The following is a 25,457-nucleotide window of genomic DNA, read 5'->3' on the forward strand; positions in this document are numbered from 1 at the left end:
GTACCCTATACTTACTCTAGTTGAATGCCGTCAGCCAAGATGTGATTTGGGTTGGCAAATGCAGCTATTTTTAGGGGCCGTTGTATGTACAAATTATGTTTTTTTGTTCCGGTTGCTGATGCGGAACAGGTCAAGCAGGCCGTGTTTGCTGCTGGAGCTGGCCGTATTGGTGATTACGATTGCTGCAGCTGGCAGGTGTTGGGGCAGGGGCAGTTCCGGCCGCTAAGCGGCAGTAATCCACATATTGGTGAGCATGGCAAGTTGGAGCAGGTGGCAGAGTTGCGTGTCGAGATGGTCTGCGCAGATGAGTGTATTCTTGAGGCTGTTGCAGCACTGCGGGCCGCTCATCCTTATGAGGAGCCGGCCTTTGATTTTTTTCGCACTAACACGCTCTGAGTGTCAGGCCGTTGGCCATAACGTTAGGCTGAGAACCTGCTTGCTTCAGCCTGGCGGCTGGCTAACGTGCATGACTGCTGACGGTAAAGATGACAAACAAAGTAACATGCGCGAATGAGCATATTACTTTAATTGGTTTGCAAATTGGCTAACGGCATTAACAACTTGTTGGGCGCCCCTTTTGATTTCGGTCATGACCCGGCCGGACTCGTTTGATAATTCCAGCCCTTGTTGTGCCTTATCTTGCCCTTGCCTTATCACTGTTACGGTTGATCGAGTGAGCTGCTGGTTCTTTTGTACAACCTCTACGATTTCCACTGTTGCTTGACTGGTGCGTGAGGCAAGTTGTCTGACCTCGTCTGCAACCACGGCAAAGCCTCTACCTTGTTCGCCTGCTCTCGCTGCCTCAATCGCAGCGTTGAGTGCCAGCAAGTTGGTTTGGTCGGCAATACTGCTAATGCTTTGCACAATAGTCGCGATGAGTTGTGATTGTTTATCCAGTGCGGACATTTCTGTACCCGCTTGCTCCATTTGTTCTGAGAGCTCGCGGATGACCTGAACGGTCCGATCAATGACCTGCGCGCCCTGGTCGGCAATAGCGTCGGTTTCAATTGAGGTGCTGTAGGCAATGCCGGCAGCATCAGAAACGGCCATTTCCCGTTCTATTTCGTTAGTGATAACGGTGGCAAATTTAACCACCTTGTAGAGCTCGTTTTCGTTATTGAATATCGGATTGTAAGAGGCCTCTAGCCAAACCGTATTGCCGTGTCGGTCAAAGCGTTTGAAGCGACCTGAAACGTGCTCGCCGCGCCCCAGCCTGGCCCAGAAAGCGGCGTATTCTGAGGTGTTAACCTCAGCGGGATCGCAAAAGACGCTATGGTGCTTGCCCTTGATCTCATCTTTTTTATAACCCATGGCAGCCAGAAATCGGTCGTTTGCCCCTAGCACATGGCCATTGGTATCAAACTCGATCAATGCCATGGACCGGTTAAGTGCGAGGATCAAGTCCTGGTGCTCTCGAGAGGTCTCAATGGTGCGGGTTAAAACCGTACTGTGTAAGGTGAACTCTTCAAGTTTATTATTGATATCCACGATCGGCTGCAGTATGGATCGAAGCCATGCCTGGCTGCCGTCTGCGTGCTCAAACTGGATAGCGCCCACCCAATGTTTTTTTTGTTCAATCGCCTTTTTGAGCGCGTGATAGTGCTTGGTGTCGCGAGCCTTGCCAGGTACAAAATCCAGTAACTTCTTATTTGCGATTTTTTCTTCGGAGTAGCCTAACTCTTTCGCTGAGTTGGCATTTTGCCAGGTAACAGTGCCTGACTCGTTAAGTGTTAGCACCAGCATGTCGGTGTCCAGGCTGTCTTTCACCTGTTGGAATCTGAGTATTTTTTTTTGCAGGGTGCTAATTTTTTGCTTTAAGTGTTTATCAAAAAACATAGTGCACCTGTATTGATATGTGCTGGCGTTTGCGTGCTTGATTTGCTGGCGGTGGCGTTAGCTGGCAGGGGGCTATAGGTCCAGTATAGCTAGCTGTGAGGCGATGCTAAGAATGGACATATTTCCTCATAATATTTCCAGCGGTCGCTGATCGGCTCTCTAATATCGCTATGCTCGCCCTGTATGGCGCTTCTCACGCGTTATAAAAGCGTGTTTCACCGTCAGTCTCAGGGGCGAATCTCAACCAGGGTGCCATCGGGTACCAGGTTCCATACTTCCTGCATCTCTGCATTGCCCAAGGCAATGCAGCCATTGGTCCAGTCGAGCCCCTTGAAGTACCACTCGGGGTACTCCTCATCTATCGGGGTGCCGTGAATCATGATCATGCCACCGGGGTCTACGTCATTCTTGTAGGCCTCCATTTTGTCCTTCAGATTCGGATAGTCGATGTGCATGCTGAGATTGTAGGCCGGGCTCTCATGCCGCCAGTCAATGGTGTAAATGCCTTCTGGTGTGCGCTCATCGCCCTGCTGGCGTTTGTGGCCAACCGGTTGGCCGCCCAGGGATATGCGGTATTGGTGCAGTACAGCGCCGTCGCTAATCAACTGCAGACGACGTTCGTCCTTTAGGATTAGTATTTTATCGATCACCGGATTTGCGGCGCTGGTGACGAAGCTGCAACCACACAGCAGCAAGGCTAGCAACAGTCGGCGCATCAGCGCGCCTGCTGGGGGCGGTAGAGAATATCGCGGATGCGCACTGGGAACTCATTAGTCTGTCGGTCGATAAAATACTGTTTCAGTGTTTTGCCGACCGTCGGAAAGGCGAGCTCAGTCCAGGGTATCTCCGCTTCGCTAAAGAGCCTTACTTCCAGGCTTTCTTCGCCTGCGCTGAAGTTGAGGTCGGCCAGTTCGCCGCGAAAGAACATATACACCTGATTGATATGCGGCAAGTTGAACAGCATGTACAGCTCGTGCCCCTGCATGCTGGCGCGTGCCTCTTCCCAGGTTTCGCGTAGCGCAGCTTCTTCAGTTGTTTCGCCGTTTTCCATATAGCCAGCCGGTAAGGTCCAGAAACCGACACGGGGTTCTATGGCGCGGCGGCATAGCAGCACATAGCCCTGGTGGGTGGCCAGGCAACCGGCGACGATACGCGGGTTCTGATAGTGGACGGTCTCGCAATGATCACAAATGAACCGAGAGCGGGTGTCGCCCGAGGGTATGCGTGCGGAAACTGTTTTGCCGCACTCACTACAGAAGTTCATGTTTTGTTCCGGCTTGGTCTGGACGTGAATTCGCTCTATCTTGCGGGGCAAAACGCGCTTGGGCAAGAGACTCAGAGCACAAAAGTGTGCGCTGAACCGGGGTGAGGGGTGCAGCTTGGCGGGCCTTGCGTTCGCTGGCTATCGGAGGGTATTCACGCCGGTGTGCGTCTGGTTCTGCTCCCTTGATCATGCCATCATGAGAAAAAGAATAGAGGATCTGTGCATGCTGGATAAAATGCGCATGCAGGTACAGGCGCACTCTCCCCGAACGGTTGAGGCTGCGGGTCTCCCGGAAGCGGGTGTGTTGATCCCCATTACCTGTGTGCATGACCGCCCCGAAGTTATTCTCACGCTACGCTCACAGCGTTTGTCGACGCATTCTGGTGAGGTGGCTTTTCCTGGTGGCAGGCGTGATCCGGGCGATGTCGATCTGCGCTTTACGGCGCTGCGCGAAGCCCACGAAGAGATAGGCCTGTTACCTGAGCTGGTCGATGTTATCGGGCCTATGGGGTCGTTAGTGTCGCGCTACGGTATCAAGGTCACGCCCTACGTAGGCATTGTGCCGGATGTGTTCGATCTGATGCCCAATAGTGGCGAGATAGCTGACGTCTTTCGGGTGCCGGTCGAGTTCTTTCTGGATGATCCACGGGAAATGACCCACCGTATCGATTATGAGGGTCGCAGCTGGTATGTGCCCAGTTACCGCTACGAAGGTTTCAAGATCTGGGGGCTGACAGCCCTGATGTTGGCTGAGCTGATGAATACCGGCTTTGATGCCGGCATTCCGTTGCACACGCCCTACGACAAGCATAAATAAGAGGAGCTCGCATGAAGTACAGCCTGGGTAATGACCGTGTAGAGATGGCGGATGACGCCTGGATTGCCGACTCTGCTGCCGTGATTGGTAAGGTAAAGCTGGAGGCGGGCGCCAACGTCTGGTTTAGCGCGGTGATTCGCGGTGACGTTGAGCAGATCACCATAGGCGAGCACAGCAACGTGCAAGACGGTGCGGTGATGCATGCGGACTATGGTGTACCGCTGGTGCTCGGCAAGGGTATTACGGTTGGTCATAACGCCATGTTGCATGGTTGCACTGTGGGTGATTACAGCCTGATTGGTATCAATGCGGTGGTGCTTAACGGCGCTACCATTGGCAAGCACTGCATCATTGGCGCCAACGCATTGATTCCCGAGGGTAAGGATATTCCGGATGGTTCGCTGGTGATGGGCTCCCCCGGCAAGGTGGTTAAAACCCTGAGTGAGCAACAGAAGAAAATGCTCGAACTGAGCGCTGCGCACTATGTGCAGAACGCCAAGCGCTTTCGCGAGCAACTAAAGGTGCAGGAAGATTAATGAGCGAGCAGGCGCCGGTCCGCTCACCCTGCGTTAGTATTTGCGCATTGGATGACGACGATATCTGTACCGGCTGCCAGCGCAGCGGTATGGAGATCGCGACCTGGGGCCGGATGAGCGAGGTGCAGCGTCGTGATGTGCTGCAGCGTTGCGAGGTGCGCGCTCGCAAACAGGGCCTCTGGTTGGGTTCCGTTAACGAAAAAGGACAACAGGCATGACCGTCGTAATAGGTACTCCGTATTCGGAAGATGCAACCCGCGTACTGCTGCTGGGTTCCGGTGAGCTGGGTAAAGAGCTGGCAATCGAGCTACAACGCTTGGGCTGTGAAGTGATTGCGGTGGATCGCTACGCCCATGCGCCGGCGATGCAGGTGGCGCATCGCAATCATGTGATCAGCATGCTCGATGGGCAGGCGCTGCGTGAGGTGATTGAGGCGGAGCAGCCCGATTACATCGTGCCGGAGATTGAGGCGATTGCTACGCCGACGCTGGTCGAGCTGGAAAGTGAAGGTTACCGGGTGGTCCCGACGGCTGAGGCAACGCGCCTGACCATGGACCGCGAAGGCATTCGGCGTTTGGCGGCAGAAAAGCTGGGTTTGCCTACCTCGGCTTATCGCTTTGCCGAAACGCTGGAAGATTACCGCGCGGCCGTGGCAGAAGTGGGTATGCCCTGCGTGATCAAGCCGGTCATGAGTTCGTCGGGCAAGGGCCAGAGCCTGGTCCGCGAAGCGGCTGATATCGATGCTGCCTGGGAATATGCCCAGGCTGGCGGCCGCGCAGGCAAGGGGCGGGTCATTGTTGAAGGCTTTGTCGACTTTGATTATGAAATCACCCTTTTGACCGTCCGTCACATTGACGGCACCAGTTTCTGTGCGCCTATTGGTCATCGTCAGGAGTCGGGCGATTACCGTGAGTCCTGGCAGCCGCAGGCGATGTCCGAGGCGGCGCTGGCGGAAGCGCAGCGGGTTGCGCAAGAAGTGACAGCAGCGCTGGGTGGTCGTGGCCTGTTTGGGGTTGAGCTGTTCGTTAAGGGCGACAGCGTATGGTTTAGTGAAGTTTCGCCGCGCCCGCACGATACTGGCATGGTTACCCTGATCTCGCAGGATCTGTCTGAGTTTGCTCTGCACGCGCGAGCGATTCTCGGGCTGCCGATTCCCGCTATTCGCCAATACGGCCCGGCGGCCTCTGCGGTGATTATGGTGGAAGGCCAGTCGGCCAATGTCAGCTTTGGTAACCTGGATGAGGCGTTGGCTATCCCGGACACTCAGTTGCGCTTGTTCGGTAAGCCGGAAGTCGATGGTCAGCGGCGCATGGGTGTTGCGCTGGCGCTGGATGAAAGCATCGATCTGGCGGTAAAAAAGGCCGTGCGTGCCGCCGCTACGGTCAAGGTAAAGCTCTGAGTCGCTGGTGGTATCTGGTAGCGCCAGCGTTGCCGCTGTTGTTACCACAGGCGCTGTGGGTCAAGCGAACCGCATTGCGTCTACCTGACGCCTCGCCGCCCTGGCAAGGCTTGGTGCCCGGACAGACACCGTCAACGCCACCACTGCGTTTGTTGTTGTTGGGCGAGTCGACGGTCAGTGGCGTTGGAGTTGATCGGCAAGCTGATGCGCTGGCGGGTCAGCTTGCCGCGCAGCTCGCCGCTATTACTGGTCGCCCAGTGCAATGGCAGGCGCTAGGGCGTAACGGCGCGGATGCGCAAGCCTGTCTGCAGGACCTGCTGCCGCAAGTGCTTGATCAGCGGTGGGATCTGGCGCTACTGGTGTTGGGCGTTAATGACACTACCCACCTGACGTCGCGGCGCCAATGGCGCACGCGGCTGGCTTGCTTGTTGGCGGGTTTGAGTTCGCGTTCGGTACAAGTAGGCGTGACTGCCGTGCCGCCCCTGGGGCGCTTTACTGCCTTGCCGCAGCCTTTGCGGGGCTGGTTCGGCTTGCGTTCTGGTTTGCTGGATCGGGATTTGCGACAGGTTGCTGCGCGACAGCATGCGCTTTATCTGCCTTTGGATTTATCGTTTGAGTCGGCCTATCTGGCGCGCGATGGTTTCCATCCTTCGGCGGCCGGCTACCGCGAGTGGGCGGCCGGCATTGCCCGTCAGTGGGCGCCGCCCGGTGCAGAGCCGTCGCCCTCTTCTGTCGAAGTTGGTACCTGATCCCGGCTACGCTCCCATACGCGTACGCTTTTCACCATGTTGTCCTTGGTCTGCAGAATCTCCATGCGATAGGTGCCGTTCGCCAGACAAACACTGGTTTCCGGGATGCTCTCCAGCTGCTCGGTAATCAAGCCGTTGATGGTTTTGGGACCATTGGCTGGCAGTTTCCAGTTCAGGTGACGGTTGATATCACGGATGGCTGCGCTGCCATCAATGACGTAGGTGCCATCTTCCTGTGGGTGGATGTCCTGGCTGGGGATCAACATGTCGGTGGTGAATTCGCCGACGATCTCTTCCAGAATATCTTCAAGAGTCACCAGGCCAATTACATCGCCGTACTCGTCGACCACGATCGCGATGCGGCGTTTCTGTTTCTGAAAGTTGAACAGCTGCGTATGCAGCGGGGTGCTTTCCGGAATGAAGTAGGGGGCCTTGCAGGCGCCGATCAGGGCTTCCTTGGTCAGCTCGCCGCGACTTAGCAGGCGAGCTATGGAGCGCATGTGAACCAGGCCGGTGACGTTATTTATGTCGCCGTGATACACCGGCAGACGCGTGTAGTGACAGCTGCGCAGTTGCTGGTTGATGGTGGTCATGCTGTCTTCCAGATCAATGCCCACGGCTTCGTTGCGCGGGATCATAATGTCATTGACCGTCATTTTTTCCAGATCAAGGATGCCCAGCAGCATATTCTGGCGGCTGCGGGTAATACCCAGTCCGGCCTCACGCACCACAGTGCGCAGTTCTTCGGTGGTCAGCTGGTCACCGTCGCTATCGTTTGGATTGACGCCTATCAGGCGCAGCAACATGTTGCTGATGACGTTACAGACCCAGACGACGGGGTAGAGCAGACGTTGTAGAAACGCCAGAATGACACTGGCAGGAAAGGCGATCAGCTCTGGTCGTAATGCTGCCAGTGTCTTTGGCGTTATCTCGCCGAAGATCAGAATGATGACAGTCAGCAACATGGTGGCGATGGCGATACCGGCCTCACCCCATATCTCCACGGCGACCACGGTGGCGATGGAGGCGGCGAGAATGTTGACGATGTTGTTGCCGACCAGAATAGTACCGAGCAGGCGATCAGGTCGCTCCAGCAGGCGTGATGCTCGCTTGGCAGCGCGATGACCTTCCTTGCTCAGATGCTTCAACCGATAACGGTTCAGGCTCATCATGCTGGTCTCCGAACTGGAGAAAAACGCAGACAGAATGATCAGCAAGGCCAGTAGTAACAGCAGCAGGCCAGTGTGGGATTCGTTCAAGAGCGTGCCTCAAACAGGTTGGGATAGGGGAGCGTCAGGCGCCAATCAGAACTTCGCGTACCAGCTTGCTGCCAAAATAGGCGAGCATCAGCAGTAGGAAGCCAGCTAGCGTCCAGCGAATGGCGTTGCTGCCGCGCCAGCCACGGAAGTGGCGGCCCCAGAGCAGAATGCCAAAGACCACCCAGGCCAGGCACGACAGCAGTGTCTTGTGTACCAGGTGTTGGGCAAACATGTTTTCCAGAAAGACGAAGCCGGAAATGAGAGCGACGGTCAATAGCAGCTCACCGCAGAGCAGAAACTGAAACAACAGGCGTTCCATCGTCTGTAACGGCGGGAAGGTGCGAATAAAGCGGGTGGGATGTTTGTGCTTGAGTTGATAGTCCTGAACCGCCAGCAGCGTTGCCTGAAAGGCTGCAATGGTAAGAATGCCGTAGGCCAGGACCGACAAGACGATATGCACCAGCAGGCCTTTTTGCCCAGCCGGAAGGGTAGTGGCTTCGTGCGGGAACAGGCCAGCGAGCAGTGCCGTGACGAGTGCCAGAGGATAGAGGCCAAGCAGCAGGCTGGTGACCGGTGCGCGAAAGCTCGACAGCAGGGTGAGGGCAACAATTAGCCAGGCGATGAGCGAGCCTATATTGAATAACCCGAGAGCTAGCCCATGATCGGTCATCAGCTGCAGGTAAAGACTGGCAGCGTGAGCGACCAATGCGATTAGACCTATGCCTCGCAATAGCCCGGTGTTGACGGTCAGGCGTTTGCCCAGACAAAACATCTGGTAAAGCATACCGCCCAAGTAAAAAGCGGCGGCTAGCAGGCTGGGAGTGAGGGCTGTCATACGTCCTTGAGAGCGGTTACCAACAAAACCGCAGTGTGGCACAAGCCGCGCCGCGGTTAAAGCGCTTCGATGGGCTTCCCTATCATCACCCCGGTCGCGGAGGTATACTGCGCCGATAAATTGCTTCGCATGCCCTTGTGGCGGGGGCCGGGGGCTGTTGCTGATTCATCACGAACCCTGTTGCTGTGCAAAGAGTTGCCAGCCTGGACGCGGGGCGCAAAAGTTAGCCGCTCCCTTGTCCAGCCCGAAACGGCGCATATGGCACGCTAACACGCGTAACCCGGAGGGTCGGCCTGTTTCTGCGCGATGCTGCGTTACGCGTCATTTTATTTGGAATGAACAAGCTGTATTCCGTGTGCCTTGCTCCGTGCAATTAAAGCAGGCGCTGGCGCGGTCACGATAATTAGGCAGCAGACCCTAGATAAGCTCAGGAGAGTTAGTGATGTTCGAGAATCTTACCGAGCGCCTGTCGCACAGCCTGCGGGGCGTGACCGGTCAGGCCAAGCTGACAGAAGACAACATTAAGGACACCCTGCGAGAAGTTCGCATGGCGTTGCTTGAGGCTGATGTAGCCTTGCCCGTGGTCAAGGCCTTTGTTGATCAAGTGCGTGAGCGCGCTGTAGGTCATGAAGTGTCACGCAGCCTGTCGCCGGGGCAGGCCTTCGTCAAGATCGTGAAGTCCGAGCTGGAAGCGGTTATGGGGCAGACCGAAGGTCTGAACCTGGCGGTTACCCCTCCGGCAGTGATTTTGATGGCGGGTCTGCAGGGCGCGGGTAAAACTACCAGTGTCGCCAAGTTGGCGAAGACGCTGCGTGAGCGTGAAAAGAAAAAGGTCATGGTGGTCAGCGTCGACGTTTACCGTCCGGCGGCGATCAAGCAGTTGGAGACTCTGGCTGCTGAAGTGGATGTCACGTTTTTCCCCTCGGATCTTGAGCAGAAGCCGGTAGCCATCGTCGAGGCAGCGCTACGTGAAGCGAAGAACCGCTTTATGGACGTGCTGATTGTCGATACCGCGGGTCGTTTGCATATCGACGCCGAGATGATGGCTGAAATCAAGCAGGTGCACGCCGCGGCCAAGCCCTCGGAGACCCTGTTTGTAGTTGACGCCATGACCGGTCAGGACGCGGCCAATACCGCGCAGGCCTTTAACGAGGCGCTGCCGCTGACGGGCGTGATCCTCACCAAGGTTGATGGTGATGCGCGCGGTGGTGCTGCGCTCTCGGTTCGTCACATTACCGGCAAGCCGATCAAGTTCCTCGGGATGGGCGAGAAGGTCGATGCGCTTGAGGTATTCCACCCTGATCGCGTTGCTTCGCGCATTCTTGGTATGGGCGATGTGCTCAGCCTGATCGAGCAAGCCGAGCAAAAGCTGGATAAGGACAAGGCCGAGAAGCTGGCCAAGAAGTTGAAAAAGGGTAAGGGCTTCGACCTTGAAGACTTCCGTGATCAGCTACAGCAAATGAACAGCATGGGCGGTCTGGGCTCGATGATGGAAAAGCTGCCGATGATGGGTGGCAAGATGAATCCGGCCCAGATGGAAACCGCGCAGACTGAAGCGACCAAGCAATTCAAGCGCATGGAGGCGATCATCAACTCGATGACGCCCGGCGAGCGCCGTAACCCCGATATCATCAGCGGCTCACGCAAGCGCCGCATTGCGGCGGGCTCAGGTTCGCAGATTCAGGACATCGGCCGGGTGCTTAAGCAGCATAAGCAGATGCAGAAAATGATGAAAAAGGTCACGGGTAAGGGTGGCATGGCCAAGCTTATGCGTGGCATGGGTGGAATGGGCGGCGGCGGTATGGGTGGCGGCGGTGGTATGTTGCCCCCCGGCGGCGGCATGCCTCGATTCTGAGCTGTTTATCCTTTAGGGGATGGGTCAGTACGGCCTTAAATAAAAAAGAGTTTTCATCGGTCGCGATATTCCGTAGAATACGCGACCTTTCGGGCCCTAGGTGTATGCGTTAATTGCAGCACAGCCCGTGATGAATTTTGTAGCGTTATTCAAACACAGGAAACGATGTCCACATGGTAACCATTCGTCTTGCTCGTGGTGGCTCCAAGAAGCGCCCCTTCTATCATTTGACTGTTGCCAACAGCCGTAACGCCCGTGATGGTCGTTTTGTTGAGCGCGTTGGCTTCTTCAACCCGGTTGCATCCGGTGCAGAAATCCGTTTGTCCGTAAACGACGAGCGTGTTCAGTACTGGTTGAGCAAGGGTGCACAGCCTTCTGAGCGTGTTGCTGCTCTGTTGAAGGAATCTCAGGCAGCTGCCTGAATATGATAGCTGCTCCTGAATCGACAGAATCGCCTCGGGTGATTCTCGGCAAGATCGTATCGGTTCATGGGCTGCGCGGGGCGGTCAAGGTGTATTCGCACACCGACCCGCTGGACAATGTGCTGGGTTATGCGCAGTGGAGCCTTAGTAGAGGTTCCGAGCAACGCACAGTGTCCGTCCTTGGTGGTCGCCTGCAAGGGCGAGTCCTGATTGTTGAGCTCAAGGGCGTAGATGATCGCGATAAAGCCGAGGCGCTGGTTAACTTCGAGATTAGTGTAGAGGCTGGTTCTCTGCCCGAACTCGAAGAAGGTGAGTATTACTGGTACCAGCTGGAAGGCTTGCAGGTGATTAACCTGGAAGGCCAGTTGTTCGGCAAGGTGGATCACCTGCTCGAAACCGGTTCCAACGACGTAATGGTGGTCAAGCCCTGCGAAGGCAGTATTGATCAGCGTGAACGTGTGTTGCCCTACTTGCCCGGCCAGTTTGTAGTGAATATTGATTTGGACAAGGCAACTATCCAGGTCGACTGGGATTCGGAGTTCTGATCGGTGTGGGCCGGTGTGGTAACCCTGTTTCCCGAAATGTTTACAGCGCTGACCGAGTCTGGTGTAACCGGACGAGCCGTCAAGCGCGGACAGCTGGAAGTTGTTTTCAGTAATCCCCGTGAACATGCACATGATCGTCACCGTACGGTAGATGATCGACCCTTTGGCGGCGGCCCTGGCATGCTGATGAAGGTTGAGCCTTTGCTTGAGTCCATTACGGCGATCAAGCAGCAGGCACCCTCGCAAGCCCGGGTGATCTATTTGTCACCGCAGGGTCAGCCACTCACTCAGCAACGGGTTGAGCAGCTGGCAAAGCTGGACAGTGTGATTTTGCTGTGTGGTCGCTATGAGGGCATTGATGAGCGCATTATTGAGCGCTGTGTCGATGAAGAAATTTCCATTGGCGACTACGTGTTGTCCGGTGGTGAGCTGGGAGCCATGGTGCTTCTGGATGCAGTAACCCGATTGATCCCCGGCGTGCTTGGGCATGCGGATTCAGCGGTTGAAGATTCTTTTTCGGCGGGGTGGCTGGATTGCCCACATTACACTCGGCCGGAAGAATTTGACGGGCAGCGCGTACCGGAGGTGTTGCTCAGCGGTAATCATGAACTGATCCGGCGCTGGCGTCTCAAGCAGTCTTTGGGAAGAACCTGGCAACGTCGGCCAGAGTTGCTCGAAGAGCTGGAATTGAGCAAAGAACAGCAGAAGCTGTTGGCGGAATTTATCCGCGAACAGGAAACCGATAACCATTAACAGGTCCGACGGCCTGTGCAGGAGAAGCAACGATGTCCAATATTATTGCCCAGATTGAAGCTGAACAGATGTCCAAGGAAATCCCCGCGTTCGCGCCGGGTGATACCGTCATTGTCCAGGTCAAAGTGAAGGAAGGCGATCGCTCGCGTCTGCAGGCCTTTGAAGGCGTGGTTATCGGTAAGCGTAACCGTGGTCTGAACTCTGCTTTCACCGTTCGCAAGATCTCTAGCGGTGTTGGTGTTGAGCGTACTTTCCAGACTTACTCGCCGCTGATCGACAGCATTTCTGTCAAGCGTCGCGGTGATGTACGTAAAGCGAAATTGTACTACCTGCGTGCCTTGTCTGGCCGTGCAGCACGTATCAAGGAAAAGCTGTCCTGAACGGACGCTTGACCCACAAAAAAGCAGCCTAAGGGCTGCTTTTTTGTGGGCGACTGTTTTTAATGGTGGTTTCCTCAGCACAGTGAGCAGGTCATGTCCGCAGACGAAAACGCGCCGGTCGCACCGGACGACCAGCAACTGATTGTCGAGTTTCTCGATAGTCTGTGGCTGGAACGTGGGTTGTCAAAGCATACGTTGACGGCCTATCGCACCGACCTGAGTTTGCTCGCCGGTTGGCTGGGGCAACGCCGTAGCGACTTGCTCAACGCCTCGCGCGCTGATCTGATGGAGCATCTGGGTTGGCGCATAGCTCAGGGATATCAGGCGCGATCCAGTGCCCGGTTACTGTCCTGTTTACGTGGTTTCTATCGTTATCTGGTCCGCGTGGGCCGGTTGACGCTGGATCCCACCCTGGACGTGGCCATGCCCAAGTTAGGCCGGCCCTTGCCCAAGGCGCTGAGTGAGCGGGACGTTGAGCTGTTGCTGGCGGCCCCGGATATTGAAGACAGTCTGGGTATGCGTGATCGCTGCATGCTCGAAGTGCTTTATGCCTGTGGCCTGCGTGTCAGCGAATTGGTTGGTCTGCGGTTGGACCAGGTCAACCTGCGTCAGGGCATAGTGCGGGTGACCGGTAAAGGCAACAAAGAGCGACTGGTGCCTTTGGGTGAAGAGGCCATGGTCTGGCTTGAACGCTATGTGCAGGATAGTCGGCCAGCGCTATTGGCTGGCAAGCCGAGTGACGTGGTTTTTCCTAGCCGTTTGGGACGGGAGATGACGCGCCAGACATTCTGGCACCGCATCAAGCTACATGCACGCCAGGCCGGTGTCAGCTCTTCGCTGTCGCCACATACCTTGCGACATGCCTTTGCTACCCATCTGCTCAACCATGGCGCGGATTTACGCGTGGTGCAGATGTTGCTCGGCCATAGTGATCTGTCTACTACACAGATATACACACATATTGCCCGCCAGCGATTGCGTGACATGCACGCAGAGCACCATCCCCGTGGGTGATAGGGAGGTTTCATGATAAGCTTTGCCGTCTTCTAGAGGATCAGATTATGCGACTGAGATACGGCGTGACCTGTCTGCTTGCCCTGTGGGGCTCACACGTAATGGCAGATACCCAGACTGCGATCACCGAGGGTCTGGCAAAACTCAAATTTGACGTGCCGGTATCGGCTATTTCTGAAACGCCGGTTGACGGTCTGTATCAGGTTCAGCTGGAAACCGGGCGCGTGCTTTATGCCACCGCTGATGGCAAGTATTTCATGCAGGGCACGCTGATCGAAGTGAACGACGGTCAGCCGCGCAACCTGACATCGGTTGCGGAGGCCAGCGGTATCGCCCAGGTGCTCGATAGAGTCGATGCCAGTGACATGGTGGTGTTTGCGCCGGAAGAGCCAAAAACCCATATCACGGTGTTTACCGACGTGGATTGTGGCTACTGCCGCAAGCTGCATAGCGAAGTTGAACAGTTGAATAATCTGGGCATTGAAGTGCGCTATATGGCCTTCCCGCGCGGCGGCATGCAGTCGCCGGCAGCTCAGGTCATGCAGTCTGTCTGGTGTGCAGACAACCGCCAGCAGGCCATGACGTCTGCCAAGCAGGGCAAAACGGTTGAAGAGAAAACCTGTGCCAATCCAGTAGCGCAGGAATATGAACTGGGTAAGCAGTTGGGCGTGCAGGGTACGCCGGCTATTTTTCTCGCCAACGGCGTGATGATTCCGGGTTATCAGCCAGCGCAACAGTTAGCTACCATAGCGCTGGAAAACAAAGAGTAATCGTCGCTCGGGCAGCGCAGGCTGCCGGGCAATCCAATATGTATTCGACTAGATAACAAAGTGGGGACCAACGTTTGAAACCGGTCAAAGTAGGCATCTGTGGTTTGGGCACCGTTGGCGGTGGCACCTTTAACGTCCTGCAGCGTAACGCAGCAGAAATTGCTCGTCGCGCGGGGCGTGGTATTGATGTGGCGCAGATTGCGACTCGTCACTTGAACCCGGCCTGCAATATTGGTGTGACGCCGACCACTGATGACGTGTTCGACGTGGTCAATAACCCTGAAATCGACATCGTGGTTGAGCTGATTGGCGGTTATACCCTCGCCAAGGATGTCGTTATGGGCGCTATTGCCAATGGCAAACATGTGGTTACCGCTAACAAGGCCTTGATCGCTGTGCACGGTAACGAGATCTTTGCGGCGGCGAGCGAGAAGGGCGTAATGGTTGCCTTCGAGGCTTCCGTAGCTGGCGGTATCCCCATTATCAAGGCGCTGCGTGAAGGCTTGGCGGCGAACCAGATTGAGTGGGTTGCGGGCATTATCAATGGCACCGGTAACTTCATTCTTACCGAGATGCGCGACAAGGGGCGTACCTTTGAAGACGTGTTGGCCGAGGCGCAAGCATTGGGGTATGCCGAGTCGGACCCGACATTTGATGTGGAAGGTATCGACGCGGCCCACAAGCTGACGATCCTGGCGTCTATTGCCTTTGGTATCCCGTTGCAGTTCGATAAGGCCTACACCGAGGGCATTACCAAGCTGACTACAGCGGACGTCAATTACGCTGAAGCCCTGGGTTACCGCATCAAGCATTTGGGCGTGGCGCGCCGCATGGGTAACGGTGTTGAGTTGCGCGTGCATCCGACGCTGATCCCGGCTGATCGTCTGCTGGCCAACGTGAACGGCGTCATGAACGCGGTCATGGTCAACGGCGACGCTGTGGGCTCAACCCTGTATTACGGTGCAGGCGCTGGGGCCGAGCCGACTGCATCTGCGGTCGTTGCTGACATCATCGATGTGGTACGTACCCTGACTACCGATCCTAACAACCGCGTACCGCACCTGGCATTCCAGGCTGACGCCTTGTCTGATTTGCCGGTGTTGTCGGTTGAGGATGTCGAGACCGCCTACTACCTGCGCCTGCAAGCTAAGGATCGCCCAGGCGTGCTGGCCAAGGTCGCGACTATCCTGTCCGAGCGTGGTATCAACATCGAGTCGATCATGCAGAAGGAAGCAGAGGAGCAGGACGGCCTGGTGCCAATCATTCTGCTGACTCACCGCGTGCAAGAGCGTGACATGAATGTTGCCATTGCCGCACTGGAAGCTCTGGATGAAATCGCCGGTCCGCTGATGCGGGTACGGGTAGAACAACTGAACTAAATCGAGCTGGAAGCTGGAAGCCGAAAGCTGGAAGCGTTGCGCTTCTAGCTTCTAGCTTTAAGCTTCAGGCTAAAACCTGAAGGGTTTTGCAATGCGCTATATCAGCACTCGCGGCCAGGCTCCGGCCCTTAACTTTGAAGATGTTTTGCTGGCCGGTCTGGCCTCTGATGGTGGTCTCTACGTTCCTGAGAACCTGCCACGTTTTACCCAAGAGCAAATTGCCTCCTGGGCTGACTTGCCCTACCACGAGCTGGCGTTCAATGTGATGCGCCCGTTTGTCAGTGGCAGCATTCCGGATGCTGACTTCAAACAGATTCTGCAGGAAACCTACGGTGTCTTTGCGCATCAGTCGGTCGCACCGCTGCGCCAGTTGAATGGCAATGAGTGGGTGCTTGAACTGTTTCACGGCCCAACGCTGGCCTTCAAGGATTTTGCCCTGCAGCTGCTCGGCCGCATGCTTGATTACTTTCTGCAAAAGCGCGGCGAGCGCGTCGTTATCATGGGGGCCACCTCGGGTGATACCGGCTCTGCTGCGATTGAAGGGTGCCGCCGCTGTGAGAATGTAGATATCTTTATTCTGCATCCGCACAACCGCGTATCCGAAGTACAGCGTCGTCAGATGACCACCATCAAGGGCGATAACATTCATAACATCGCCATTGAAGGCAACTTCGATGACTGCCAGGAAATGATCAAGGCCAGCTTTGCCGATCAGGGCTTCCTCAAGGGGACTCGTCTGGTTGCGGTCAACTCGATCAACTGGGCGCGCATCATGGCGCAGATCGTCTATTACTTTCACGCTGCCCTGCAGCTGGGCGGGCCGGCTCGCTCTATGGCGTTCTCTGTCCCTACTGGTAACTTTGGCGACATTTTTGCCGGCTATTTGGCGCGCAATATGGGGCTACCGATCAGTCAGTTGATTGTGGCGACCAACCGCAACGACATTCTGCACCGCTTCATGAGCGGCAACGCCTACAACAAGGACACGTTGCATCCGTCGCTGTCACCCTCGATGGATATCATGGTGTCGTCGAACTTTGAGCGTCTGTTGTTTGATCTGCACGGCCGCAATGGTGCGCTGGTGGCTGATCTGCTGAATGAGTTCAAGCAGACCGGTAAGCTGTCGGTTGAGGATGATCGCTGGACAGAAGCCCGCAAACTATTTGATTCCCTGGCGGTTGATGACGAGCAGACCTGCGCAACTATCGCCAGCGTCTATAGCGACTGCGGTGAGTTGCTTGATCCGCACACTGCGATTGGCGTGCACGCTGCGCGTGAGTGCCGGCGTTCGTTGAGCATCCCTATGATCACGCTAGGCACCGCCCACCCGGTCAAATTCCCGGATGCGGTGCGTGAAGCTGGCGTCGGTCAGGAACTGCAACTGCCGCTGCATTTGAGCGATCTGTTCGAGCGCGACGAGCGGTGTACCGTGCTACCCAATAGCCTTGCCGATGTGCAGCAGTTTGTGGCTGCACACGGTAATCGCGGTAAGCCGCTTTGATGTGAGCAAGGCCCGGCGCACAAGCCGGGCTTTTGCAGGAGTCGCACTGGTGCCGGAATTACCCCAAAATCTTGAGCAGATGCTGGATCAGATCGCTGGTCTGGCCGGTGATCAGCAGCGCATTTATATGCGTCAGGTGGTGGAGTCAGTGGGTAGCCGCTCCTTTGGTCCACTTTTGCTGGTTATCGGGGTCACGCTGTTTTCGCCACTGAGCGGCATTCCGGGCATGGCTGTTTTTGCGGGTTTGTTTGTGATGCTGATTGCGCTGCAGATGCTGATCGGCCGCAAGAACTTCTGGTTGCCAGCCTTCATTCTCAATCGTTCAGTGCCGCAGCAAAAGCTGCTTAAGGCGATTGATTGGGTCAAGCCAGGCGCTCGGCGCATTGATCGTCTGATCAAGCCGCGCCTTAGCTTTATGATGCATCCTTCCTCTTCCTATCTGCTGGCCGGTTTATGTGTGACGGTAGCAGCAGGCTTGCCCTTTCTCGAGCTGGTGCCTTTTTCATCGTCAATAGTCGGCCTGGCGTTAGCTATTCTCGGGCTAGCCTTGGTGGCAAGGGATGGTCTGCTGGTACTGATTGCGGTCGGTTTTATCGTTGCTGCGGCCAGTCTGCTGGCGTCCAAGCTGCTTTAAGGCATTCAGTAACAGCCTCATCTTCGCCTTTACCCTCTCGCTGCAACTGGCTCCACAGCCCTGGCCGGGCTATGGAGTCGCGGCGGCCGCTTAAACTCGAGTCAGGGTGACGTCGATATTGCCACGGGTGGCGTTGGAGTAGGGGCATACCTGATGCGCGCGCTCGATCAGTTGGCTCGCTTGCTCATCATCCATGCCCGGCAGGCTGATACGCAGCTCAACTTCGATGCCAAAGCCGTTGGGGATCTGGCCAATACCTACAACGCCTTCAACTGAGGCATCGGCTGGCATGGCGAGCTTGTCCCGGCCGGCAACGAACTTCATCGCACCGATGTAACAGGCGGAATAACCAGCAGCAAATAGCTGTTCGGGGTTAGTGCCTTGGCCGCCAGCCCCGCCGAGTTCTTTTGGTGTGCTCAGCTCAACATCCAGCACGCCGTCGGATGAAATGGCGCGACCATCACGACCGCCGGTAGCTTCTGCATAGGCACGATATACAACGTTCTCAATAGACATGGACAATCTCCTGCGTGATATTCAGCTAATTTTAATTGCGCAAATAATTATTGCGCGCTAACTAAAAAGCTAATCTACTCGCCATTTATCTTGTGCGCAAGATAAATTGTAGTGTCTATTCTGTGTACTTGCTTGAGTGGTCTTGTGGTGCTGCTAATACGCTTGCAATTCAGCCTTCAAGGCTACGCTGTAGCGAGGTGCGCAGCTTGAGTAGCTGGTCACGCAGTGTTACCAGTTCGTCCAGTGATTGATCCGCTGCGTCAACGATGCAGCGTGGCACCGCCTTGGCTTGCTCTTTCAGTGCGTGGCCCGCATCGGTCAAGTGCAGCTCTACCACACGTTCGTCTTGCTTGCTGCGCTGACGCTTGAGCAGGCCTTCGGCTTCCAGGCGCTTGAGCAGGGGAGTAAGCGAACCCGGATCGGTGAGTAGTCGTTTGCTGATATCGCCGACGGTGATACCGTCGTTCTCCCATAGCACCAACATGGCCAGGTACTGAGGATAGGTCAGCGCCAATGCCTTGAGCAGCGGCTTGTACACCTTGGTCATTAGCAGCGAGGTGGAGTGCAGGGCAAAGCACAGCTGATTGTCCAGCATCAGCTCCGGGCAGGCGTCTGATTGGGGCATGAAAATTCCTGTGAGCGGGTGAACGAATACGTCAGAGAGTGATAATTTAGCGCGCAAATAGTCTGGCTGCCAGGGTAATTGCTGGTTCATTGGCTACGCGTCCGCGCAGCAGGCCGTTATACTCACGTTTTTTCCCACGGGATATCATGCCTTTTCTTATTGCCGTTACCTTATTGTGGGCGCTCTCGTTCAGCCTGATCGGCGAATATCTCGCCGGTCAGGTCGATAGCTATTTTTCCGTGCTAACGCGCACCGCACTGGCGAGCCTGCTGTTTCTGCCGCTGCTGCGCCTGCGTGCCTTGCCGCGACCGATGATTGGTGGCCTGCTGTTGGTGGGTGCCTTGCAGTTCGGTGTTACCTACATCTGCCTGTACCTATCTTTCGAATACATTTCTGTGCCGGAAGTGCTGCTGTTTACTATCTTCACGCCGCTACACATTGCGCTGGTGGATAATCTGATACGTCGGCGCTTTAGTCTCGGTCCCTTGGTGGCGGCGAGTATTGCCGTGGTGGGCGCCGGCATCATCCGTTACGACGGGCTGAGTGACAGCTTTATCCGTGGTTTTCTGATTATGCAGCTGGCTAATCTGACCTTTGCAGCGGGGCAGGTGGGTTACGCGCACATGGTGCGCCGCTACCAACTGACTCCGCGCAACCAGTGGCAGGGCTTTGGTTTGTTTTTTATCGGCGCTTTTATGGTGGTGCTGCCAGCCTGGCTGTTCCTCGGTGATCACAGTCGTATGCCGCACACCAGTGTGCAGTGGGGCGTGCTGGTCTGGCTGGGAGTTGCCGCGTCGGGGCTGGGGTTTTTCTTCTGGAATCGCGGCGCAGCGCAGGTCGACGCGGGTACGCTCGGGGTGATGAACAACGCGCTGGTGCCCGCCGGGTTGGTAGTCAATCTGGTTATCTGGAACCACGACGCGGATTTGTTGCGCCTGGGGGCTGGCTCGGTCGTGATCGCGCTATCGCTTTGGGTTAACGCGCGTTGGGACGTCTGGCGCGGCGCCCCTATCAGGGCCTGAGGGTGCTAATTGGCCGCTGAGAAGGTGTCGCAGTCAGCCATGCTGCCCGACTCGAAACCGCGCTTGAACCATTTAACACGTTGCGCAGAGCTGCCGTGAGTGAAGCTATCGGGCACCACATCCTGGCCAGCCTGGCGCTGTAGCCGATCATCGCCAATAGCTGATGCTGCGGTGAGCGCCTCTTCCAGGTCATCCGGGTCGAGTAGTTGCCGTTGACGATTGGCAACATGGCCCCAGATTCCGGCAAAACAGTCCGCTTGCAGTTCCTGCTTTACCGACAGTGCGTTGACGGTTGTCTGCGATTTACCCGTGCCGGCCTGACGTACTTTCTGGCTGATGCCCAGCAGGTTCTGCACGTGATGGCCGACTTCGTGAGCGATGACGTAAGCCTGCGCAAAGTCACCGGGCGCGCCGAGCTGCTGGCGCATGTCGTTAAAGAACGCGAGATCCAGATAGACTTGATTGTCGCCGGGGCAATAAAACGGGCCAACCGCCGAGCTGGCGGTGCCGCACGCGGAATTGACGCGATTGGAAAACAGCACCAGGCGAGGCTCCTGATAGGTTTTACCGGCGGCGCTGAATAGAGCGTTCCAGGTGGTTTCGGTATCAGCCAGTACCACCGATACAAACTGGGCCAGCTCCTGTTCCTGCGGGCTGAATTCGCGCGGGCTTTGGCTTGCCGTTTGACTCCCGCTTCCCAGCAGCATGGGTAGTACATCGAACCCCAGCATTTTGGCACCAAAGACCGCCAGTACACCGAGAATGAGCACAATACGCCCGGTCTTGCTACGCAGCAGCATCGGCAGAAAGCGCACCAGTAATAGGGCTGCGCCGCCGCCACTGGCACGTTGGATATTCTGTCCGCGACGGTCCTCTACGTTGTTGCTCTGTCTTCTGCCGCGCCAATCCATTGTCTCGTCCCTGCCGTTTTTTATCTGGGAGCTTATTTCACCGCATAGCTTGCCGTTCGGGAAGCATAATCTTTGCAGTTGCCTGCAAACTCAGGGGGTCAGCATTTCAACGGCACGTGCGGCTGCTGATAGAGCTGCTCGAACAGTTGTCTGGCTTTTTCCTTGTCATGTGATTTCTGCTGCTCTATAGCCTGCAGTGCCTGCTGGCTGGCGGCTTCAAGCTCGCATGCTGCTAGCGTGCCATTGAGCAGGCTGTCTTCCAGCACACAGTGGTCCTGAAACTGCCCCAATAGCTCACCCAGCTGTTTGAGTGCTTTGATGCTTGCTTTGGCGGCTTTTCGGTCGCATAGCAACTGAGCCTGATAGAGGTAATATTTGGTCCACTTTCGGCACTGGTGGTAAGTATCGTCTTCGCCAGTTTGGTGCGCCTCGAGTGCCAACTTTCTTGCTCGACGGTAGCTGTAGTCGAGACCCTTGGCTGGATCTGAACGGTGCTGCAAACGCAGCAGCTCTGCCCATTGTTCGAGTACCTCGGCAAAGCCAGTGTGGGCGTCTATGGGGTTGATTTGTTCGTTGGCCTGATGGTTTGCTTGAGCAAAGTAATCGAACAGCGGCTGCATAGGCGCTTGATCATCGGCGGGCAGGTTACTGACCAGGCGGCCCAGGGTTTTTTCCTGCACGTGCGCGTCGCGTAGCCCGGCATAGGAATTGGCAAGTTGTTTTAGCAGTTGTTCTACCTGCTTTATGTCGGCCTTGGCATTGCCTGGGCGATAAAGCTGCAGTAGCGCACGCAATTTCTTGCTGCATACGCGGATCGCATGAATCGCTTCGGCATCAGGTGCCTCACCCGGCGTAAGGGGCGCAAGCACCTTGCTGACCTGTTTGCGAGCGGCCTTAAAGATGGGATCGGACTTGCCAGCTGGTTTGTTCATCGCTCTAGTGTAGATGAGTCAGCTTGCAAATAGATGACTTTACGTTGGCTTTGTTATTAGCAAAAAGTCTGACTGATAGCGCTGCAATGCACACTCGTCTTGATCCAGGACAGCAGGGTTTCAGGCTGGCGCTAGCTATTGCATCGATGATCAGACTGCAGTGTGCAGCGACATCTCGCCCTGCTTTCTGGCACACTCATAGACTCTGCGGTTACCGATGGAGCAATGACAATGACGCGACCTGTGGTGTTGTACGATGGCGGCTGCCCGCTATGCCGGCGCGAGATCGCTCACTACCAGCGGCTTGACCAGCAGCATCGGATAGACTGGCTGGACATCGTTGCTGAGCCAGCGCGGCTGGATGAGTTTGGCATTGCCATGACTGACGCCATGCAGGTGCTGCATGTGCGCGATATTGAAGGTCGTTGGCAGCGTGGTGTCGCTGGATTCAAGGTGATCTGGCGAGAGCTGCCCGGTTGGCGCTGGTTGGGGAAACTGGTGCAACTGCTGCACCTCACGCCCTTGCTGGACTGGGGCTACCGCCATTTTGCTGCTCGCCGGTTTCGTGCTCGGTGCGCGGACGGCTGTAAGCTCGATTGATTGGCCTTAGTTAAAGGCGTGGCTAATTGTCTGCTCCAGCCCCGGCGAGTAGGCCAAGCCCAGTTGCCGCAGGCGTAAGTCTTCAGGTATCAAGCCGCTGAGTGGGAAGTGCTGGATTGCTGGAATCAGTTCATCGATATCGTCGCTGACGGCCATGACGGTGGCGCCCTGGCGGTGTTGCACCAGGCTTAAAGCCAGATCCTCGGTATCGACCTGCAGTGTGCAACGCTCTGCGAGGCCAGGCACGTGCGATATGAAGGCTGCGCGTAATTCGCAATCGAGTCGATCAATCCAGCTGTAATCCAGCGCTTCGTTCAGGTCGAGCGGCTGACTTACCGGCCAGCCGCGAGGCAGCAAGAGTTGGTATTCCTGTTCCAGCAGCGTTATGAAACCATAGCCTTTCGGTGCCTGCCGCGCACTGGTAATCCAAAGGTCTGGTGGCGACGTGGGGTTAACCCGTACTTGCAGGCGATAGTCCTGCAGATTATTGGCGACCAGCTGCAGTAGATAACCGCTGTCCCGACTAGCCAGCTGCTGGCTGATGCCCAGAGACAGACTAGCCAGAGTGGGGCGCTTGAAGCGTTGCGCCATGTGCTCTGCGTTACTCAGTAGTTGCGTCGCTGCCTGGTAAAAGTGCTGCCCTTCTGGCGTCAGGACGACTCCCTTTTTGCTGCGGCTGAATAGCCTCAGCGTAAATTCAAACTCTAGTTGCGCTACTGCATTGGAGATCGACGGCTGTGCTACGTGGCAGTGTTCAGCTGCGGCAGTCAGGCTGCCTAGCTCAGCTGCGGCGCAGAAGTAGCGGAGGCTGCGCAGGTCCATGGTATTTTCCTCGGCTTAGTCTTCAAAGGTTGGGAAGTGTGCCAGTGTTGCGGCGACAAACTCGTCATGGGCCGGCACTATGATCAGCTCTGGATCGCGGTTCTGTAGTTGGTGAATGAGCGCCAGCTGGCGGCGGTTTTGTTCAGGGTCACTGTCAACGTGGCTGGTCCACTGCACAACTGAGGGCCTGGTTTGGTTGGTTTCAACCCCGCGTAGCGTCCAGCTGGTATCGCCAATCAGAAATAGACGCTTGCCTGAATCCAGGTTGACGAACAGACCAACCTGACCCGCTGTATGCCCACTCAGGTCGACCAGAATCAGACGCTGGTCGTTGAATAGATCCAGGCTGTGTGGGAATCCCTGATAGGGCATATCTTCCAGCTGGAGGATATACCAGTCCCGTTCGCCAGCCAGTTGCTCGACCAGGAAGGCTGGAGGCATGCCATGTTCACGTGCCTCTTCCAGAGCCCCGGGCAGTATCTTGACCTGAATTCCGGGGAAGTCTGGTAGGCCGCCTACGTGGTCCCAATGCAGGTGGCTGGGGATGATGAAGTCGATATCGTTGATTGTATATCCGGCTTTCTCTAGTTGATCGCGCGCGGGGTCAAGGTGGCGGTAGGCAAGGAGCTTGCGGTTGATCCAATTGTTGTGGGCGAAAGCCGCGTCGGTTTCTCGACCCAGTCCGGTATCGAATAGAAAGCGCCCTTGGGGATGTTCAATCAGCATCGCGTTGTGCACCAGATTGCGCTCTTGCAGCCAGCGTCCGCCACTGACCGTGAGTGCTTCCGGGGCACCGCTGGATTCGGCGGTAGGGATCAGTGACAGGCGCAGCGCAGTGACTGGCGGTGAGGCCTGCAGCAGAGCGGCATAGCTCAGCAGCAGGGTTGCAGAAAGGGCTTTAAAGATATTCATCAGGGTAGCTCCAGTGGGTGTTGGGATACTCTGGCACTGTTCTAAGAATAGGTTAAATATCTTTAATCTGTGTTTGTTGAATAAATAACTTATGGATTGCTGGCGACGATGAGCGTCGCCAGCTTTGCGCTGCTTTCAGCTATTTGTGCGCAGTTCAGTTGTGGCGCGCAGCCTGGACAGTACGCTGTTGGCGTCGCTTCTTCCGGTACTGATGCCGGCCTGTTGCAGACGTGCGTCCAGCGCACTGCCGTCGTCTTCCTGCTGCAGTGTACGCATGGCATTGTCGATGTCGCTGAAGCTGGACTGCTGGCGGCGAATGCGCTCCAGCGAGCTGGCCAGATCACCCATGTGTGCTTGCAGGCCCTGGGTGTGGCCGCCGAGGTTGTTGAGTACCTGCTCGGCATTGCGATTGGCGCGCGCCAGCTGCAACTCTCTGCGGTAGCTCTGGTGCAACTGCGCGGCCTCGCGCAAACGATGGCGTAGCTGAGTCTCCTGTCGTTGCAGGTGTTCGGCTTGTTGGCGCTGCTGTTGTAACTGGTTTTCGTGCTCGGCAATCCACTCGGCCAGCTCATAGGCGAGCCCGGCCTCATCGCGTGTCATGGCCTGTTGGGCCTGTGCTTCGCGGGCTATCAGTTCATCGGCCAGCTGTTGGTTGCTGCGCTGTAATTGCTTGCTGCTGGCCATCAGACAGGCCAGCTCACGTTTTGCCCGCAGCATGGCCTGCTCGGTGTCGCGCAGCTCCTGCTCCATGATGCGCAGTGCGTTGGCATCAACCAGATGTTCCAGGGGTTCCTGAGCCTGAGCGCGGAACAGGGTGCCTACTTTTCGCCAAATAGTCATAGGGGTTACTCCGTATATTCTTTCAATAGTTGTTGGGCGCGGGCGTCGGAAATACGGTTGTGAATACGCTTGCCCTCATGTTCATCGCGCATGGTTTTTGACAGGGTGATAGTGGTGCTGACCAGAAACAGCGCGCAGACGGCCATGTAACCTTTGACCAGCAGGTCGGTGGGTGCGAAGACCACGCCCGCTCCGGTGGCCAGCAAGGCAACCGCAAAAGACACCTTGACGAAAAATACCCAGCCACTGGAGTTACTGTTGATCTCGTTTTCCATTGCTTGCTACCTCGTATTGATTGAGTGCGGCAGGTTTGTCGCCGCTGGAAAGCA

Annotated in this window: 31 protein-coding genes and 1 pseudogene; 18 read left to right on the top strand and 14 right to left on the bottom strand. The window is 56.3% G+C overall.

Annotation, left to right across the window (positions count from 1 at the left end; genetic code table 11):
* Positions 1-84: 84 nt before the first annotated feature.
* A complete protein-coding gene (locus EF096_RS05070; protein ID WP_123888541.1) occupies positions 85-396 on the top strand; it encodes a Nif3-like dinuclear metal center hexameric protein in 312 nt (103 codons plus the stop codon).
* 123 nt (positions 397-519) lie between these two features.
* On the opposite strand, the gene EF096_RS20870 is transcribed toward EF096_RS05070, so the two are convergent.
* The 4 genes and pseudogenes from EF096_RS20870 to EF096_RS05085 form a co-directional block, all read right to left on the bottom strand.
* Positions 520-1,050 (bottom strand): methyl-accepting chemotaxis protein, encoded by a 531-nt coding sequence (locus EF096_RS20870; RefSeq protein WP_408003376.1) that lies wholly within the window; start codon positions 1,048-1,050, stop codon positions 520-522.
* A 12-nt stretch (positions 1,051-1,062) separates the two neighbouring features.
* Positions 1,063-1,836: pseudogene (locus tag EF096_RS20875) on the bottom strand (PAS domain-containing protein); the annotation flags it as partial.
* 227 nt (positions 1,837-2,063) lie between these two features.
* Complete coding sequence (locus tag EF096_RS05080) at positions 2,064-2,552, bottom strand: L,D-transpeptidase family protein (RefSeq protein WP_123888543.1); 489 nt, start codon at positions 2,550-2,552, stop codon at positions 2,064-2,066.
* Positions 2,552-3,100 carry an NUDIX hydrolase gene (locus EF096_RS05085; RefSeq protein ID WP_123888544.1) on the bottom strand — a complete coding sequence of 183 codons (549 nt, stop codon included), beginning with the start codon at positions 3,098-3,100 and terminating at the stop codon, positions 2,552-2,554. Before EF096_RS05085 ends, EF096_RS05080 begins: the two co-directional genes overlap by 1 nt.
* A 223-nt stretch (positions 3,101-3,323) precedes the next feature.
* On the opposite strand from EF096_RS05085, the gene EF096_RS05090 reads away from it, so the two are divergent.
* Genes EF096_RS05090 through EF096_RS05110 form a run of 5 tightly spaced genes read left to right on the top strand, consistent with a single transcriptional unit; the run spans position 3,324 to position 6,601 of the window.
* Positions 3,324-3,917 carry an NUDIX hydrolase gene (locus EF096_RS05090; RefSeq protein WP_123888545.1) on the top strand — a complete coding sequence of 198 codons (594 nt, stop codon included), beginning with the start codon at positions 3,324-3,326 and terminating at the stop codon, positions 3,915-3,917.
* Between the two features lie 11 nt (positions 3,918-3,928).
* On the top strand, positions 3,929-4,453 hold the full coding sequence (locus EF096_RS05095) for a gamma carbonic anhydrase family protein (protein ID WP_123888546.1): 525 nt from the start codon (positions 3,929-3,931) through the stop codon (positions 4,451-4,453).
* Positions 4,453-4,671, top strand: a complete 219-nt coding sequence (locus EF096_RS05100) for a DUF1289 domain-containing protein (RefSeq protein WP_123888547.1) — start codon at positions 4,453-4,455, stop codon at positions 4,669-4,671. Before EF096_RS05095 ends, EF096_RS05100 begins: the two co-directional genes overlap by 1 nt.
* On the top strand, positions 4,668-5,852 hold the full coding sequence (gene purT, locus EF096_RS05105) for a formate-dependent phosphoribosylglycinamide formyltransferase (protein ID WP_123888548.1): 1,185 nt from the start codon (positions 4,668-4,670) through the stop codon (positions 5,850-5,852). Before EF096_RS05100 ends, purT begins: the two co-directional genes overlap by 4 nt.
* A gap of 29 nt (positions 5,853-5,881) precedes the next feature.
* Complete coding sequence (locus EF096_RS05110; protein WP_235869636.1) at positions 5,882-6,601, top strand: SGNH/GDSL hydrolase family protein; 720 nt, start codon at positions 5,882-5,884, stop codon at positions 6,599-6,601.
* Here EF096_RS05110 and EF096_RS05115 read toward each other — a convergent pair.
* The gene (locus EF096_RS05115; protein ID WP_123888550.1) at positions 6,544-7,860 is read right to left on the bottom strand and encodes an HlyC/CorC family transporter; all 1,317 of its coding nucleotides are present in this window, start codon (positions 7,858-7,860) and stop codon (positions 6,544-6,546) included. The genes EF096_RS05110 and EF096_RS05115 overlap by 58 nt on opposite strands.
* 34 nt (positions 7,861-7,894) lie before the next feature.
* Positions 7,895-8,695, bottom strand: a complete 801-nt coding sequence (locus EF096_RS05120; RefSeq protein WP_123888551.1) for a cytochrome C assembly family protein — start codon at positions 8,693-8,695, stop codon at positions 7,895-7,897.
* Positions 8,696-9,137: 442 nt separating this feature from the next.
* Between EF096_RS05120 and ffh the strand changes: the two genes are divergently transcribed.
* The 10 genes from ffh to EF096_RS05170 all read left to right on the top strand — a co-directional run bounded on the left by ffh (position 9,138) and on the right by EF096_RS05170 (position 17,948).
* The gene (gene ffh, locus EF096_RS05125; protein ID WP_123888552.1) at positions 9,138-10,550 is read left to right on the top strand and encodes a signal recognition particle protein; all 1,413 of its coding nucleotides are present in this window, start codon (positions 9,138-9,140) and stop codon (positions 10,548-10,550) included.
* A 173-nt stretch (positions 10,551-10,723) separates the two neighbouring features.
* The gene (gene rpsP / locus EF096_RS05130; protein WP_123888553.1) at positions 10,724-10,972 is read left to right on the top strand and encodes a 30S ribosomal protein S16; all 249 of its coding nucleotides are present in this window, start codon (positions 10,724-10,726) and stop codon (positions 10,970-10,972) included.
* A 2-nt stretch (positions 10,973-10,974) separates the two neighbouring features.
* Entirely contained in the window at positions 10,975-11,517 is a 543-nt protein-coding gene (gene rimM / locus EF096_RS05135; protein WP_123888554.1) for a ribosome maturation factor RimM, read from the top strand.
* A 3-nt stretch (positions 11,518-11,520) separates the two neighbouring features.
* Complete coding sequence (trmD, locus tag EF096_RS05140; RefSeq protein WP_123888555.1) at positions 11,521-12,270, top strand: tRNA (guanosine(37)-N1)-methyltransferase TrmD; 750 nt, start codon at positions 11,521-11,523, stop codon at positions 12,268-12,270.
* Positions 12,271-12,302: 32 nt separating this feature from the next.
* Positions 12,303-12,650, top strand: a complete 348-nt coding sequence (gene rplS, locus EF096_RS05145) for a 50S ribosomal protein L19 (RefSeq protein ID WP_123888556.1) — start codon at positions 12,303-12,305, stop codon at positions 12,648-12,650.
* Positions 12,651-12,743: 93 nt separating this feature from the next.
* The gene (xerD, locus tag EF096_RS05150; RefSeq protein WP_123888557.1) at positions 12,744-13,664 is read left to right on the top strand and encodes a site-specific tyrosine recombinase XerD; all 921 of its coding nucleotides are present in this window, start codon (positions 12,744-12,746) and stop codon (positions 13,662-13,664) included.
* A gap of 47 nt (positions 13,665-13,711) precedes the next feature.
* Positions 13,712-14,434, top strand: a complete 723-nt coding sequence (gene dsbC / locus EF096_RS05155) for a bifunctional protein-disulfide isomerase/oxidoreductase DsbC (RefSeq protein WP_123888558.1) — start codon at positions 13,712-13,714, stop codon at positions 14,432-14,434.
* A 74-nt stretch (positions 14,435-14,508) separates the two neighbouring features.
* A complete protein-coding gene (locus tag EF096_RS05160; RefSeq protein WP_123888559.1) occupies positions 14,509-15,813 on the top strand; it encodes a homoserine dehydrogenase in 1,305 nt (434 codons plus the stop codon).
* Between the two features lie 91 nt (positions 15,814-15,904).
* Entirely contained in the window at positions 15,905-17,314 is a 1,410-nt protein-coding gene (gene thrC / locus EF096_RS05165) for a threonine synthase (protein WP_123888560.1), read from the top strand.
* Between the two features lie 49 nt (positions 17,315-17,363).
* Positions 17,364-17,948 (top strand): exopolysaccharide biosynthesis protein, encoded by a 585-nt coding sequence (locus EF096_RS05170; RefSeq protein ID WP_123888561.1) that lies wholly within the window; start codon positions 17,364-17,366, stop codon positions 17,946-17,948.
* A 90-nt stretch (positions 17,949-18,038) separates the two neighbouring features.
* Here the strand turns inward: EF096_RS05170 and EF096_RS05175 are convergent, their stop codons facing one another.
* Complete coding sequence (locus EF096_RS05175) at positions 18,039-18,464, bottom strand: organic hydroperoxide resistance protein (RefSeq protein WP_123888562.1); 426 nt, start codon at positions 18,462-18,464, stop codon at positions 18,039-18,041.
* A 169-nt stretch (positions 18,465-18,633) separates the two neighbouring features.
* A complete protein-coding gene (locus EF096_RS05180) occupies positions 18,634-19,089 on the bottom strand; it encodes a MarR family winged helix-turn-helix transcriptional regulator (protein ID WP_123888563.1) in 456 nt (151 codons plus the stop codon).
* A 146-nt stretch (positions 19,090-19,235) separates the two neighbouring features.
* Between EF096_RS05180 and EF096_RS05185 the strand changes: the two genes are divergently transcribed.
* Positions 19,236-20,111, top strand: a complete 876-nt coding sequence (locus EF096_RS05185; RefSeq protein ID WP_123888564.1) for an EamA family transporter — start codon at positions 19,236-19,238, stop codon at positions 20,109-20,111.
* Between the two features lie 5 nt (positions 20,112-20,116).
* Here EF096_RS05185 and ypfJ read toward each other — a convergent pair whose 3' ends face one another.
* Together ypfJ and EF096_RS05195 are read right to left on the bottom strand one after the other, a co-directional pair.
* The gene (gene ypfJ / locus EF096_RS05190; protein WP_123888565.1) at positions 20,117-21,022 is read right to left on the bottom strand and encodes a KPN_02809 family neutral zinc metallopeptidase; all 906 of its coding nucleotides are present in this window, start codon (positions 21,020-21,022) and stop codon (positions 20,117-20,119) included.
* A gap of 98 nt (positions 21,023-21,120) precedes the next feature.
* Positions 21,121-21,954: a CHAD domain-containing protein gene (locus EF096_RS05195; RefSeq protein ID WP_123888566.1), complete on the bottom strand. Its 834-nt coding sequence runs from the start codon at positions 21,952-21,954 to the stop codon at positions 21,121-21,123.
* 231 nt (positions 21,955-22,185) lie between these two features.
* On the opposite strand from EF096_RS05195, the gene EF096_RS05200 reads away from it, so the two are divergent.
* Positions 22,186-22,554 carry a thiol-disulfide oxidoreductase DCC family protein gene (locus tag EF096_RS05200; RefSeq protein WP_218565716.1) on the top strand — a complete coding sequence of 123 codons (369 nt, stop codon included), beginning with the start codon at positions 22,186-22,188 and terminating at the stop codon, positions 22,552-22,554.
* 6 nt (positions 22,555-22,560) lie between these two features.
* On the opposite strand, the gene EF096_RS05205 is transcribed toward EF096_RS05200, so the two are convergent.
* The 4 genes from EF096_RS05205 to EF096_RS05220 form a co-directional block, all read right to left on the bottom strand.
* On the bottom strand, positions 22,561-23,376 hold the full coding sequence (locus EF096_RS05205; protein WP_123888568.1) for a LysR family transcriptional regulator: 816 nt from the start codon (positions 23,374-23,376) through the stop codon (positions 22,561-22,563).
* 15 nt (positions 23,377-23,391) lie between these two features.
* Positions 23,392-24,288: an MBL fold metallo-hydrolase gene (locus EF096_RS05210; protein ID WP_123888569.1), complete on the bottom strand. Its 897-nt coding sequence runs from the start codon at positions 24,286-24,288 to the stop codon at positions 23,392-23,394.
* Between the two features lie 135 nt (positions 24,289-24,423).
* Entirely contained in the window at positions 24,424-25,128 is a 705-nt protein-coding gene (locus EF096_RS05215) for a PspA/IM30 family protein (RefSeq protein WP_123888570.1), read from the bottom strand.
* Between the two features lie 5 nt (positions 25,129-25,133).
* Complete coding sequence (locus EF096_RS05220; protein ID WP_123888571.1) at positions 25,134-25,403, bottom strand: YiaA/YiaB family inner membrane protein; 270 nt, start codon at positions 25,401-25,403, stop codon at positions 25,134-25,136.
* Between the last annotated feature and the right edge of the window lie 54 nt (positions 25,404-25,457).

The organism is Pseudomonas neustonica (genome assembly GCF_003797945.1).
GTDB lineage: Bacteria > Pseudomonadota > Gammaproteobacteria > Pseudomonadales > Pseudomonadaceae > Halopseudomonas > Halopseudomonas neustonica.

What these genes read in the sequence shown, in the direction of transcription:
- EF096_RS05070 (WP_123888541.1), top strand. Translation starts at nt 85, where the DNA reads ATGTACAAATTATGTTTTTTTGTTCCGGTTGCTGATGCGGAACAGGTC.
- EF096_RS20870 (WP_408003376.1), bottom strand. Translation starts at nt 1,050, where the DNA reads ATGGCCGTTTCTGATGCTGCCGGCATTGCCTACAGCACCTCAATTGAA.
- EF096_RS05080 (WP_123888543.1), bottom strand. Translation starts at nt 2,552, where the DNA reads ATGCGCCGACTGTTGCTAGCCTTGCTGCTGTGTGGTTGCAGCTTCGTC.
- EF096_RS05085 (WP_123888544.1), bottom strand. Translation starts at nt 3,100, where the DNA reads ATGAACTTCTGTAGTGAGTGCGGCAAAACAGTTTCCGCACGCATACCC.
- EF096_RS05090 (WP_123888545.1), top strand. Translation starts at nt 3,324, where the DNA reads ATGCTGGATAAAATGCGCATGCAGGTACAGGCGCACTCTCCCCGAACG.
- EF096_RS05095 (WP_123888546.1), top strand. Translation starts at nt 3,929, where the DNA reads ATGAAGTACAGCCTGGGTAATGACCGTGTAGAGATGGCGGATGACGCC.
- EF096_RS05100 (WP_123888547.1), top strand. Translation starts at nt 4,453, where the DNA reads ATGAGCGAGCAGGCGCCGGTCCGCTCACCCTGCGTTAGTATTTGCGCA.
- purT (WP_123888548.1), top strand. Translation starts at nt 4,668, where the DNA reads ATGACCGTCGTAATAGGTACTCCGTATTCGGAAGATGCAACCCGCGTA.
- EF096_RS05120 (WP_123888551.1), bottom strand. Translation starts at nt 8,695, where the DNA reads ATGACAGCCCTCACTCCCAGCCTGCTAGCCGCCGCTTTTTACTTGGGC.
- ffh (WP_123888552.1), top strand. Translation starts at nt 9,138, where the DNA reads ATGTTCGAGAATCTTACCGAGCGCCTGTCGCACAGCCTGCGGGGCGTG.
- rpsP (WP_123888553.1), top strand. Translation starts at nt 10,724, where the DNA reads ATGGTAACCATTCGTCTTGCTCGTGGTGGCTCCAAGAAGCGCCCCTTC.
- rimM (WP_123888554.1), top strand. Translation starts at nt 10,975, where the DNA reads ATGATAGCTGCTCCTGAATCGACAGAATCGCCTCGGGTGATTCTCGGC.
- rplS (WP_123888556.1), top strand. Translation starts at nt 12,303, where the DNA reads ATGTCCAATATTATTGCCCAGATTGAAGCTGAACAGATGTCCAAGGAA.
- xerD (WP_123888557.1), top strand. Translation starts at nt 12,744, where the DNA reads ATGTCCGCAGACGAAAACGCGCCGGTCGCACCGGACGACCAGCAACTG.
- dsbC (WP_123888558.1), top strand. Translation starts at nt 13,712, where the DNA reads ATGCGACTGAGATACGGCGTGACCTGTCTGCTTGCCCTGTGGGGCTCA.
- thrC (WP_123888560.1), top strand. Translation starts at nt 15,905, where the DNA reads ATGCGCTATATCAGCACTCGCGGCCAGGCTCCGGCCCTTAACTTTGAA.
- EF096_RS05175 (WP_123888562.1), bottom strand. Translation starts at nt 18,464, where the DNA reads ATGTCTATTGAGAACGTTGTATATCGTGCCTATGCAGAAGCTACCGGC.
- EF096_RS05180 (WP_123888563.1), bottom strand. Translation starts at nt 19,089, where the DNA reads ATGCCCCAATCAGACGCCTGCCCGGAGCTGATGCTGGACAATCAGCTG.
- EF096_RS05185 (WP_123888564.1), top strand. Translation starts at nt 19,236, where the DNA reads ATGCCTTTTCTTATTGCCGTTACCTTATTGTGGGCGCTCTCGTTCAGC.
- ypfJ (WP_123888565.1), bottom strand. Translation starts at nt 21,022, where the DNA reads ATGGATTGGCGCGGCAGAAGACAGAGCAACAACGTAGAGGACCGTCGC.
- EF096_RS05195 (WP_123888566.1), bottom strand. Translation starts at nt 21,954, where the DNA reads ATGAACAAACCAGCTGGCAAGTCCGATCCCATCTTTAAGGCCGCTCGC.
- EF096_RS05200 (WP_218565716.1), top strand. Translation starts at nt 22,186, where the DNA reads ATGACGCGACCTGTGGTGTTGTACGATGGCGGCTGCCCGCTATGCCGG.
- EF096_RS05205 (WP_123888568.1), bottom strand. Translation starts at nt 23,376, where the DNA reads ATGGACCTGCGCAGCCTCCGCTACTTCTGCGCCGCAGCTGAGCTAGGC.
- EF096_RS05210 (WP_123888569.1), bottom strand. Translation starts at nt 24,288, where the DNA reads ATGAATATCTTTAAAGCCCTTTCTGCAACCCTGCTGCTGAGCTATGCC.
- EF096_RS05215 (WP_123888570.1), bottom strand. Translation starts at nt 25,128, where the DNA reads ATGACTATTTGGCGAAAAGTAGGCACCCTGTTCCGCGCTCAGGCTCAG.
- EF096_RS05220 (WP_123888571.1), bottom strand. Translation starts at nt 25,403, where the DNA reads ATGGAAAACGAGATCAACAGTAACTCCAGTGGCTGGGTATTTTTCGTC.